Here is a 12,348-nt window from a genome sequence, read left to right as displayed (position 1 = left end):
ATCGTTTGAATTGAATATATCTTTTAGATTTAGGGCTGTTTTTGAATCTTCGAAACCGGCAATTAAAAACTCTCAAAGCCATGGTGTTCTTTCTCGGAAAAGCAAGCCTGCTTACTGGCTTTCTTCTTTTTGCTCTTACCACCTTTGCTCAGGACCGGAAAAATGATCTGATCATCAAACGGGACAGTGTTAGAATAGATTGCAAGATTATACGGGTCAATGAGCTGACCATAGAATACAAAAAGTTATCAGATCCCGATGGACCGGTTTTTCTCACCCTTAAATCAGAGATAGCACGCATATTGTTTGGGAATGGTGAAGAAGAAAGCTTTTCTGCTACGGTAGGTCTGATGAATATGGGATCGTCGGGGGTATATTCTGATACACCCTGGAAAGTCCCTGGATTTATGGATAATTTACCAGGCAGAAACTCCCTGGAGTTGAAGCATTCCCTGGATTTTTATAAATCAAAAGCCAGAGAAAGAAAGGTAATGGCGGCTGCATTTGGCGTTGTGGGAGGAGTTGCTGCTATTGCTGGGATTATTTTGATGAATAGTGTCGATGCAAAATCAGGTTATAGCTATTACGGTAGTGACTATGAAAAGCGAAAGGGTGGAGAATTATTGCTTGTGGCCGGGTTGGGAACGGGGATTCTTGTAGGCGTGATCGGTGGACTTACTTCCCGTAAGTATAAAAGTAAAGCATTGCTGGTAGAGAAGGAGTTAGCCAAAAGAAAGGTTTCCCAAAACCAATTGAAAATCCGGCCATCATTCGACCCGTATCAGCGAAATGTGTCTGTTTCACTTTCCTTACAGTTTTAGAAATGAAAATGAACATCGATGTGAACCATGCAAGGATAACTCGACAACCAGGTTTTTGTTTTTTTATAGCTCTATTTTTTATTGCCATCCGTTTGCAGGGGCAAGACCGTGCCGCAGACCTTATTGTAACATTCAAAAAGGATACTTTGTCGGTTAAAATTACGGAGGTTGGATTGATGTCGTTAACCTACAGGAATTTTAAGGGAGATACGGCTGTTTCGCGAACGATTCCCAAAAACGAAGTGAGAAAAGTGTTTTTTGGCAATGGTGACGTGGAGGAATTCAACCAGTCCCAAGCTAACTATTCCCAGGTAAATGACCCCAGGTATTATAAAATGGCTTACAAAACCTCATTCCAAAAGGAAATATCTGCATGGCAAACGGATAGGCTTTTGGAAAAAAAGGAGTTGTACGGGCAAAGATACGCTCCCCAAAAGGCAGTTGGTATTACGACATTCGTAGTGGGTGGGGGTTTTGTAGTAGTTGGCTTCATCCAGGCATTTGCTTCGATTTTTACGCTCAGTGATGAACTTCGCGGGGGCGTTCCAATTGCAATCGGCCTTGGTGTTTCAACGGGGATTGGTATGCCGTTTACAATTTTAGGTATCAAGAACAAACGGAAATACAAAGCCATTACCATGGAACTTAATCGGCGGGGCATTTGAAATTCCTACTATGAGAACCGTGTATTTGATCAGAATCAACCTTTTTTACAGACATTACGCTGTCATTTTTCAATCGTGTATTTCTAACGAAGATTTTAAGTTTAGTAACCTCAGAGCAATTCCCTTATGGCTGGATTTTTGACTGGCCGGAAAATGGCTGTTATCAACGCAAGTTGCAGCCATTTCAATCTTCCCATCAAATTGAGTATGTTTGACTGAAACATAAACCGAACATTTCAATTTCCTATACCCAATGAGTAAGGTTCTTCTGGCTGCCTGCGTATTGCTTCTCAGTATCCCAGGGTGGTCCCAACAGAAACAACGAAAGAAAACACCGGTCAAAATCGTAGGCCCGCTTGTAAAAAAGCCCCTGAGCCACAGCGTGTACGATTTCTGGCAGGATAATACCGAAAGAGTCGTGACCAATGACGGGAAGTATTTTGTTTACGGGCAAAATCCGCAGGAAGGCGATGGCAGAATGATCATCCGGGAGCTGGCAACTTCACGGATCGACTCTGTTCCCAGAGGATCCGGAGCACGGCTTACTGCCGATTCAGAATTTGCCGTGTTCAAGATCAAGCCGCAACTCAATCTGGTGAAAGAGGCCAAAAGGGCTAAAAAGAAAAAAGAAGAACTGCCCAAGGATTCTCTGGCGATTTGTAATTTGAGAACCCGTTCGGTGTTGAAAATCGCAGATGTGTTGGGTTTCAAAGTTCCTGAGAAGGCAGGGAGCTGGCTGGCCTATCAGCTGGAAGCTACGGTGGCTCCAAAAGAAAAGAAGGATACCACTGCCAAAGCCGTAAAATCTCCGAAATCGCCCAAAAAGGAAAATGAGGAGAACGGCTACAAAATGATCCTGCGCAATCTGAAAACTGGACAGGAACAAATGTTTGGCTATGTGCGGGAGTATGCCGTATCGGAAAATGGGAAATGGCTCGCATTTGCTACCGCCGGAAACGACTCCACCCTCAAAGCAGGGGTGTATGTGTGGGATGCCTCGACTGACAACGCTAAATTGATCCATGAGGGCTTAAGCAAACACCGTTTCAGTAAACTGTCTTTTGCCAAAACAACAGACCAGCTGGCATTCATAGCCGACGCCGATACAAACTCTAAAACGCAGATAAGACTACCCAAGCTTTACCATTGGAAAAGCGGTACAGACAAAGCGGAACTGATCGCCGAGGAATCTAATCAGCCTGGAAGCACGGGTTGGCTGGTCAGTGCGCATTATGCACCGGAGTTTTCGAAGGATGGAACGAAGCTATACTTTGGAACCAACCCCCGGCCGATCGTTGCGGATACTACGCTGTTGCCCGATGAGATCGTGAACGTGGAAGTATGGCATTGGCAGGACAAAAACCTTCAGACGCGCCAGAAGGTCACGCTTGAACAGGACAAAAAACGATCCTATCTGGCCGTTTACCATGTAGACAGCAAAAAACGGGTACAATTAGGTAATGAGAAATTGACCGATACGGAACTGGTCAATGAGGGAAATGGGGGTTTTGTGCTGGCTACTTCCACGGACAAGTACTCCCACGAGCATTGGGACTGGAACCCAAAGGGGGATGTATACCTCATCAACACCTCTGACGGAACGGCTAAGCGCATCAAGGAAAAGCTGGAAGGCAGCGCCCGCATGTCGCCGGAAGGAAAATATGCCTATTGGTTTTCCAATCCGGACACAGCCTGGTTTGCCTATGATGTGATCAAAGGGCAAACGCTACGTTTGACGACAAACAAACAGGTGAACTTCGCCGATGAAGAAGATGATCACCCCGATTTCCCGAATCCTTACGGGCTGGCTGGCTGGACAAAAGGAGATGAGCAGGTAATCGTCTATGATCGGTATGATTTGTGGGAAGTAGCGCCAACCGCTCCGGAAAATATGCGAAGGCTCACCAAAGGCCGGGAAGAAAAACGAAAATACCGGTATGTAAAGCTGGATCCGGAGGAACATAATATAGATCTCTCCAAATCCATCATGCTTTCGGCATTCCATGAGCCTTCAAAGCAAACCGGTTACTACAGACTCAATTCCGCCGGTGGTACGATCGCCAGGTTGTATGAGGGGGATTTCAAGGCGGGCAATGCGGTGTTGAAAGCAAAAAATGCCGAGAAGTTATTTTTTACCAAAGAAACGTTCCGCGACTATCCCGATTGGCACGTGGCTGATCCTGATTTTAAAACTGTAACCAAAATTACAAATACCAACCCGCAGCAGGACGAATACAACTGGGGGACGGTAGAAATGGTTAACTGGCTGGCTGGTGACGGTACACCACTGCAAGGATTGCTTTACAAGCCGGAGAATTTCGATCCATCCAGGAAATATCCGATGATGGTCTATTATTATGAAAAAAACACCGACAACCTGCACATGCATTTTGTGCCCAAGCCGATTCGCTCGTACATCAATTTCAGTTATTTTGCGAGTAATGGCTATGTCGTCTTCGTGCCTGATATTGTTTACAAAATTGGTTATCCGGGTCAGAGTGCATACAACTGCCTCATTCCAGGAGTTTTAAGCCAGATCGATAAAGGATTTGTAGATCAAGATCGGATCGGTATTTCAGGACATAGCTGGGGAGGATATCAGACAGCCTATCTGGTTGGGCAAACGAACCTTTTCCGTGCAGCAGAAGCGGGTGCCCCTGTGGCCAATATGACGAGTGCCTATGGTGGCATACGCTGGGATACAGGGCTTACCCGTCAGGCACAATATGAAAAAACGCAAAGTCGTATCGGGGCAACCTTATGGGAGAAACCATTGCTCTATATTGAAAATTCCCCCTTATTTTATGCGCCGAAAATACAAACGCCCTTGCTCATGATGCACAATGACGACGATGGTGCGGTACCGTGGTATCAGGGAATTGAATTTTATATGGCGTTGAAAAGGCTTGGAAAACCCGTGTGGATGCTCAATTACAACGGTGAAAAACACGGACTGGGCAAACGACAGAACATGAAGGATTTTGCCGTGAGACTTTACCAATATTTTGATTATTACCTGAAAGACGGCCCCTTACCATCCTGGCTGGCTGAAGGCTTGCCTTACGTGGAGAAGGGTATTAATCAACACCTTGACCCCGTGAAAAAATAAAAGCGGCACAAATATATATACCTGATGCCTGACTTGAAAGTACATAAGTCAGGCATATTCCCATCTCGTTCCCACCAAGGCCACTTAGCAATCCCGCAATTGCTCCTCAGCATCCGCGTTTGACAAATCCTGCCGGTAATCATGCATGCCGGATAGAAAATGACAACGAAATACACGGGGGGGCTCCTTCCACTTTGCAAACTACCAGTGACCTTTCTTGTGCAGACCTGTCGAGATAGGTGAGGGGGGGGCGGCCTCCATATTCAATTCTTCCTCTGCATCTTTCAATGCTACGTCGGATCGATAAAAAACATCTCGGCCCAATCATTACAAGCCAGGAATCTTCCATTTTTCAGAAAATTTTTTGTCGAGGCCACAAAGTTTTTTTAGTATTTATTTAACGGATTACTCGCTTACCTGTCTGGCTCATTTTGCCTCTTTGCTGGCTCCCTTGCGGGATTTCATGTCATATTGACATTTCTTCTCGCGGGCCACCTGTCCATCATTCTTACATGTCACCATATGTAACAATACCAATATTAGATTTTACTATTAGTAGATTGTTGACTTTTTGGTTTTTCCAATTGAACCTAATTTTTTATGAATATGAGAAACATCTGCCGATTTAAATTACTGTTAATCTTGGTGTTAGCAGTATCTGCATTAAGTGCTTCCTACGCTCAGACCGAGAAGGTGATCGGTACTGTGGTAAATAGCAGGGATGGGTCGCCAATCCCAGGGGTGTCTGTGGTCTTGAAAGGCCCGCCTGGGACCACCATAGGGACAATCACAACGGCTGACGGGACATTTGAAATAAATGTCACACCAAATGCGACACTTGTTTTTAGCTTTATTGGATATCGTTCCCAAGAGGTCCCCTTGAACGGTCAAAGTAAACTGGAAGTTAGTCTTGAAGAGTCTGCTACCAGCCTCGACGAGATCGTGGTAACCGCTCTTGGCATTAAGAAGGAGTCGAAGAAGCTTGGTTACGCCACAACGACTGTGGGTGCGGATCAGATTAATGTAAACCGTACGCCCAATTTTGTGAATACACTTCAGGGAAAGATAGCCGGCGTAAATATTACCAGCCTCGGCACGGGCCCGGGAGGTAGTTCCAAGATCCGGATCCGTGGACAGTCGTCCTTTTCAGGACAAAACTCGCCGTTAATAGTTGTAAATGGTGTGCCGATAGACAATACCAACTTTAGTACAAATCCAGGGAATCAATCTTCTGATAACTCGATTGGCGTAAGGGCTGGAGGCGGAAATACATCTGACGGCGGAGACGGCCTTTCGAGTATAAACCCAGATGATATTGAAAGTATGACTGTATTGAAAGGCGCTACGGCAGCCGCTTTATACGGATCCCGGGCAAAGGACGGAGTGATCATGGTGACCACAAAAACAAAAGGAGATCGCAAAGGGCTTGGTGTGAGTTACAACACTAATTTCACGGTCGATACGCCGTTGGATTTTACGGATTATCAATACGAATATGGACAAGGAGAAAATGGTGTACGTCCTACAACAGCGAATCCCACCTCCGGGCAATGGTCTTTTGGAGAGAAATTTCAGCCAGGTATGACACAGGTACTTTTTGACGGGGTTACCGTGCCTTATGCACCAGTCAGAAACCGTATCCGTGATTTTTTCAGGAATGGTACCAATTTTACCAACACAATCTCCCTGTCTTCGGCTTCTGAAAAGGGCGGATTTAACCTTTCTCTATCCAATATGGATAATAAGGGGATTGTTCCAAACAACTCCTTTAACCGTAAAACGGTTAATTTGGGTTTTAGCTACGACCTTTCCAAAAAGCTTTCAGTGACGGGAAATATCAACTATTCGTTTGAGAACAACAAAAATCCTCCTGTCATTGCTGAGCAAGATAATTCGATTCCAACGAGCATCTATAATATGGCTAATTCCATGCCGCTGTATTTACTTGACGAAAAAAAGTATGATGCCAATGGCGACGAATTTGTTTACTCTCGCTTCCGGAATCGTACTAATCCTTATTTCATATTGGCCGAACAATTCCAGAACATTCGTCGCGACCGAATATTTGGAAACGTCGCAATCCGCTATAACTTTCTGCCCTGGCTTTACGCCCAGGCTCGTGTGGGACAAGACTACTGGTCAAGAGACCAGGATTATAACAACTTTCCTACCGGACAAGCATCTCGTCCCCCTGCACCAGCCGGGTTCGTAAATGGTCTATACACGCAGGAGTCCCGTCGATTTCGTGAACTTAATAAAGATTTCCTGATTGGAGCAAACAAGAAGTTCGGGGATATTGGATTTGATCTCACCTTGGGAGGAAACCAAATGTACCGGCGGTCTGACCTTAACAGTGAGCAGGTGACAGACTTCATCGTTCGGGGCCTGTATACGGTCATGAATGCCCGTGTCAAGGATCCGTTGTATGCGCTGTCAGAAAGAGGGGTTAATTCTGTATACGGTGCCGGTGAAATATCTTACAAAGATTTTTTATACCTGAATATTACCGCAAGAAATGACTGGTTCTCAACCCTGGCACCAGCCAACAGGAGTATCTTATATCCTTCCTTATCTGGTAGTTTTGTTTTCTCACAAGCATTTGAAAACTTGCCGAATTGGCTTGGTTTTGGGAAACTCCGCGCTGCTTATGCAGAAGTAGGTAGCGATACCGATGTTTCACCCTATTCCAATAACCTGTTTTATGGGGTCAACGCCAACCTGTTCCCAAATCAGTCCGGTGGTCTCCAGCCTATTGGTTCCATCAGTGGTAATGTAGTCCCCAATTCAAACCTTCGACCCATGCGGACAATGGAGTCAGAGGTGGGTCTTGAGTTGAAGATGCTGGACAATCGGCTAGGAATCGACTTCGCACTTTATCGTAAAATAACAGAGGATCAAATCGTGTCCGCTCAGATTTCCGATGGGTCAGGTTTTACAAATAGGCTGATCAACAGCGGACGCGGCAGAAATCAGGGCGTTGAATTGCTGCTGAATCTGGGCTTGCTAAGCACTGATCACTTCCAATGGGATCTTTCTTTGAATGGCTCTTACAACGAAACCAAGGTATTGAGCTTACTTACCGACAGAGATGGCGAGAGGATCACGGTAGGGACCCACGTTTTCAATGGTGAACTACGCCAGGTAGTAGGCCAGCCCATGGCGCAGTTGTATGGATTTGGATACCTGCTCGACGCTCAGGGGAGGCGGGTTTTTGGCGGCAACGGCATTCCACTCCGCACACCCGATCTCATCTCGTTTGGCTCTGCCATTCCAAAATGGGTGGGAGGCATTACCAATACCCTCAATTACAAAGGGATTAATCTTTCTTTTTTGTTCGATTTCAAGCTTGGACATAAGATGATGTCTGGTACCAACTTTAATGCTACGAGGCATGGTCTGCACAAAATGACGCTGGAGGGGCGTGAAGGTGGCGTAGTTGGTGTGGGCGTGAATCAAATGGGTGAAGTCAACAAAGTAGTGGCTGGTGTGCAACCCTATTGGGAAGTTGTTCGCTCGCAGGCATTGGTTGAGCCAATTGTTTACAATGCCGGATTCTGGAAGTTTCGTCAACTCACAGCAGGCTACGACCTGACCCGAATATTGCCAGCCAGCTATCCCATCAAAGGTCTTCGGGTCAGTTTTGTAGCCAATAACATTCTGGTACTGAAAAAGTGGGTGCCCAATATTGACCCCGAATCATTTGGTTATGGCTCCGATAATGTCGTGGGACTGGAAGCCACAGGCTTGCCAACCACACGTAGCATGGGCTTTAATCTTAATGTCAAATTTTAAACCGATATCAATCATGAAGCATATATCAATTTTGGGTTTATCCCTCATCATGGCCGTGGTGACGACGTCCTGTGACAAAGGTTACGACGAGATGAATACCAACAAAACGGCGATCACAACGTTAAATCCTGCATTTCTATTAAATAATGCAGTGCTGAATGCCTCTTTTCCGGGAGGTACTTTGGTGTATGATCTGGGTATCGTACAACAGATCGTAACCCCCAATTCGGGCGTGTTGGCAGGTGCCAACTTCAATCAGGACAACCGTAGTGTTACCCAGGAGATCTGGCAGCGTTATTACCGAACGGTGACGAGACATACCGTTGATGCAATCCGGTTAGCTTCTACTGATCCGGCGCGCTCCAACCTCGTAAACATGGCCAGGATATGGCAGGCATTCTCATACATGGTCCTCACGGACACCTATGGCGATATACCTTATTTTGAAGCAGGGAAGGGCTTTACGGATCAAATTGTTTCCCCAAAGTACGATGCACAGGAATTAATTTACAAGGATATTATTAAGGAACTGAAGGAAGCTTCTGCAGCGCTTGATGCATCTAAGCCAATAGAGCTGGCGGATATTTTATACACAGGGGAGGTTAGCAAATGGAAAAAACTGGGTTATTCTTTGTTACTGAGAGCAGGTATGAGATTATCCAAAGTTGATCCCGCCTTGGCTCAGCAAACTGCCCTGGCAGCTTTTCAGGGTGGGGTGTTGGCGTCTAATACAGACAATAGTGTGGTGAGGCATAATGCCAATTACACCAACGCCCTTGGAGGTACACTGAATGCTACGGAAGCGAACAACTATTACCTGGCAGCCCCTTTCGTGAATTATCTGAAGACTACAAATGATCCCAGGCTCAAATCTATCGCGCTGCGGTACGTCGGAGCAACTTCCGGGCCGCAGCAAGTGCCAGCCCGGGGGGTGTCGGACCCTGCCGTGCAGATTGGCATGCCTCTGGGTTTCGATAACAGTACCATCACCGCTCGAGCGACTGCCGATGGCCTGGCCAGCTTTTATGACTATAGCCAGCTCGATAGGAGTCGTCTGGCTAAACAAACAAGTCCTATGTATCTGGTAACGCATTCACAAACGCAGCTGCTATTGGCAGAAGCAGCCCAGCGCGGATGGATACAAGGATCGGCCACCACTTTTTTCACGGCCGGTGTTCGGGCGCACATGGCACAAATGGCTGACTACGATGCAGGTTCAGCGATTGAGACCGCAGCAATTGACAAGTATATAACGGATCATCCGTTAGTTGCCGCAACAGCCCTCGAGCAGATCAATACGCAGTACTGGATTTCCTCTTTGATGAACGGTCCCGAGGCCTTCGCTAACTTCCGTCGAAGTGGGTTTCCCTCGTTGACCCCAAACCCTTTTCCGGGCAAGGGGATTACGGGAAGCTTTATCCGTCGCCTCACATATCCCAACTCAGAGATTTCGGTGAACGGTGAAAATGTAACTGTGGCAATTGCCAGAATGGGAAAAGACGATCTGGACACCAAGGTCTGGTGGGATAAATGATTTCCAAATCAACGATAATCAAAGCAACCACATGAATTTTTGAATCTGATCCCCCCCCGCTGGTGATCTGCAACTACATCCTAGACCTTCAAAAAGAAGGTTGGAATGATCCCCCCTCTGGCATTGAGGGGGGATAGGGATGGTTCCAGCACGGCTACTTTTCACCCCTCAGAAAAAAGTAGTATTCTCGTCCGGATTTTTGATAAATAATTGTCTTTCAAACAGAAGAATATCTTCCCCGCGATTATTCACAAAACCGGTTAGTTCGGGCATTCCTAAAAACAAATAAAGATTCAACTATGAACAATCCTATTTACCCTTGCCTGTGGTTCGATGGCAACGCCAAAGCCGCGGCGGAGTTTTATTGCTCCATATTCAAGAATTCCAAGATTGTGGACGATACACCCATGGTCGTAACCTTTGAGTTGAACGGTTATAAAGTGATTGGACTGAATGGCGGACCGCATTTTAAATTCAACGAAGCCGTTTCGCTCGTTGTGAATTGCAAGGACCAGGAAGAGATCGATTACTACTGGGAAAAGCTTACGGCCGACGGAGGACAGGAAAGCATGTGTGGCTGGCTGAAAGACAAATTTGGCTTTTCATGGCAGATCGTCCCGGGAAGTATTGCACGGATCATGACCAATCCTGAAAATGGGCAACGGGCCATGGCCGCACTTCTGAAAATGAGAAAACTGGATATAGCGACGCTTGAAAATGCGTGAGGCTGTAATTTTTCCGGTTTCTATCGTAGGTAAAAATATCGGGGACCCTGGTGTGAGCCAGGATCCCCGATTGTGTAAGCAGTAACAATCAGTATTGCCAGATACCTACGCAAAAAAACTTGGCGTTTGCAGGTAACCGGGTTGCCAGCTGGAATCGCGGCGGCGTAATACACGCGCGATGGTCAATATCTCGTCCAGGCGGCTTTGCTGCTCGTTCATTGGATCCTGGCTATGGAAGTATTGTCCGATCATTTCCCATTCAAATGAGTCGTTTTTGGCATCGTAGATTCCTACGGGAATACGGTATTCGTCGGTCATCATCATGCCCAGGACGTATTGGGCTTCTGCCTGCGAAGAGCAGCCGGCATGGTGATAATGCCCGTTGCGGGTGTACAATACCGAATATCGGTTCTCTGAATAATCCGGATTTTCATTTGTTGCGTTACTGTGATTTTTACTCCCACTTTCGTTTGTCAAATGTCCGCCCTCAAGCAAATGCCCGCCTAGCGGTGCAACTTGTCTCGATAATGCTTCAAACACCTCAGCATATTTGTGGCTATAATTAGAAATGAGGCCCTGAACTGAATTTTTAAGGTTCGAAAAAGGGGAGTTGTGTGAATATTTTTGTGTCTGTGTCATGATCTTTACCGATTTGGTGAATGAAAACTTTCAGAACATGAATCGGGTAGAATTACTGAGTCCGGAGTGATGGACAATTTGCAGAAAAATGGTTTTAGTACAATTTATTCTTCCTATGTGTTAGGTGTGTAATCCTTTTTGATTCAAAATTTCTTACTTGTTCGATAAAATTTGCTTTCTTAAAATAATCGTTTGTCTTATACCGGATTGAAATTGCTATTCCGATGAATGACTTGTTAACGGTAATTGTGAATCAATAGTTTACGTTTTTATCTTTAATGCGAAAGTTCTTTGAAACTTTGATGTGGATAGTGGAATAGTACAATATGTTTGGGGCTGTTTTTAACGATGTCAATGAAAGAAGGCACAGTGTAAATGAACTGCGTTTTCGTAGTTTGATAGTGGAATAGTTATTTATTTTGATAATTTGTAAAAGAAATAACATTGTCGCTTAGGGCAATGGGGGAATAAGCTAATGGTAACTCCTGTTCCTAAACGATTTCAAAGATGGGCAGCCTGAAAAAGGATTGGTCTACTAGTAAATACCATACTGGAAGCAAAAACAAACGACCCGCATTCGGATACCTCAATTTTAGAAACCCAAATCGACCACCTCGTTTATGAACTTCACGGTTTGACGGAGGAAGAGATTGGGATTGTGGAGGGCTGAAGTGCATTTTTTGGGTGAACGTGTGACGAAAATGAGGTATAACCACCGCTGATACGATGGCTTTCTCCTTGTAAATCGAACACAATGTGTTATAATTGCAAGGATGATAAAGCGCGAATCACAATTAGAAATAGCACAATTGCTGGAAGAATTTCCAGCTGTTGCCGTCTTAGGGCCACGTCAGATTGGCAAAACTACCTAACGCCCTCCTCCAAAAGCAATCCTGAGTTCATATTGCAAAATGCTAAAATGAGTTGCAGTTCACATGGTTTTGTGAATTGACAAGCCTGGCGACAGCGTAATTTAGTTCCAATTTCTGCCAGGGGATTTCCTTCTGAAAAATACATCATATACCTAACCCATTGAGATTCCTCAAAATCAGTTACTTCGAGG

Annotated in this window: 7 protein-coding genes; 6 read left to right on the top strand and 1 reads right to left on the bottom strand. The window is 45.5% G+C overall.

What is annotated here, in order from left to right; genetic code table 11:
• Positions 1 to 80: 80 nt before the first annotated feature.
• The 6 genes from DYADSP32_RS16120 to DYADSP32_RS16095 all read left to right on the top strand — a co-directional run bounded on the left by DYADSP32_RS16120 (position 81) and on the right by DYADSP32_RS16095 (position 10,646).
• Positions 81 to 821, top strand: coding sequence for a hypothetical protein (locus DYADSP32_RS16120; protein WP_149241778.1), 741 nt, complete (start codon positions 81 to 83; stop codon positions 819 to 821).
• Positions 822 to 823: 2 nt separating this feature from the next.
• Positions 824 to 1,486 (top strand): hypothetical protein, encoded by a 663-nt coding sequence (locus tag DYADSP32_RS16115; protein ID WP_149241779.1) that lies wholly within the window; start codon positions 824 to 826, stop codon positions 1,484 to 1,486.
• A gap of 253 nt (positions 1,487 to 1,739) precedes the next feature.
• The gene (locus tag DYADSP32_RS16110; protein WP_149241780.1) at positions 1,740 to 4,595 is read left to right on the top strand and encodes an alpha/beta hydrolase family protein; all 2,856 of its coding nucleotides are present in this window, start codon (positions 1,740 to 1,742) and stop codon (positions 4,593 to 4,595) included.
• A 600-nt stretch (positions 4,596 to 5,195) separates the two neighbouring features.
• Positions 5,196 to 8,387, top strand: a complete 3,192-nt coding sequence (locus tag DYADSP32_RS16105) for a SusC/RagA family TonB-linked outer membrane protein (protein WP_414617828.1) — start codon at positions 5,196 to 5,198, stop codon at positions 8,385 to 8,387.
• A 13-nt stretch (positions 8,388 to 8,400) separates the two neighbouring features.
• On the top strand, positions 8,401 to 9,921 hold the full coding sequence (locus DYADSP32_RS16100; protein ID WP_149241782.1) for a SusD/RagB family nutrient-binding outer membrane lipoprotein: 1,521 nt from the start codon (positions 8,401 to 8,403) through the stop codon (positions 9,919 to 9,921).
• 299 nt (positions 9,922 to 10,220) lie between these two features.
• Positions 10,221 to 10,646, top strand: a complete 426-nt coding sequence (locus DYADSP32_RS16095) for a VOC family protein (protein WP_149241783.1) — start codon at positions 10,221 to 10,223, stop codon at positions 10,644 to 10,646.
• Between the two features lie 105 nt (positions 10,647 to 10,751).
• On the opposite strand, the gene DYADSP32_RS16090 is transcribed toward DYADSP32_RS16095, so the two are convergent.
• Positions 10,752 to 11,285, bottom strand: coding sequence for a hypothetical protein (locus tag DYADSP32_RS16090; protein ID WP_149241784.1), 534 nt, complete (start codon positions 11,283 to 11,285; stop codon positions 10,752 to 10,754).
• Between the last annotated feature and the right edge of the window lie 1,063 nt (positions 11,286 to 12,348).

It is taken from the genome of Dyadobacter sp. 32, assembly GCF_902506755.1.
Classification (GTDB): Bacteria; Bacteroidota; Bacteroidia; order Cytophagales; family Spirosomataceae; genus Dyadobacter.
This window is presented reverse-complemented; position numbering and strand designations above follow the sequence as displayed.

Coding starts and splice junctions, on each gene's coding strand:
- DYADSP32_RS16095 (WP_149241783.1), top strand. CDS start 10,221: ATGAACAATCCTATTTACCCTTGCCTGTGGTTCGATGGCAACGCCAAA.
- DYADSP32_RS16120 (WP_149241778.1), top strand. CDS start 81: ATGGTGTTCTTTCTCGGAAAAGCAAGCCTGCTTACTGGCTTTCTTCTT.
- DYADSP32_RS16115 (WP_149241779.1), top strand. CDS start 824: ATGAAAATGAACATCGATGTGAACCATGCAAGGATAACTCGACAACCA.
- DYADSP32_RS16100 (WP_149241782.1), top strand. CDS start 8,401: ATGAAGCATATATCAATTTTGGGTTTATCCCTCATCATGGCCGTGGTG.
- DYADSP32_RS16105 (WP_414617828.1), top strand. CDS start 5,196: ATGAATATGAGAAACATCTGCCGATTTAAATTACTGTTAATCTTGGTG.
- DYADSP32_RS16090 (WP_149241784.1), bottom strand. CDS start 11,285: ATGACACAGACACAAAAATATTCACACAACTCCCCTTTTTCGAACCTT.
- DYADSP32_RS16110 (WP_149241780.1), top strand. CDS start 1,740: ATGAGTAAGGTTCTTCTGGCTGCCTGCGTATTGCTTCTCAGTATCCCA.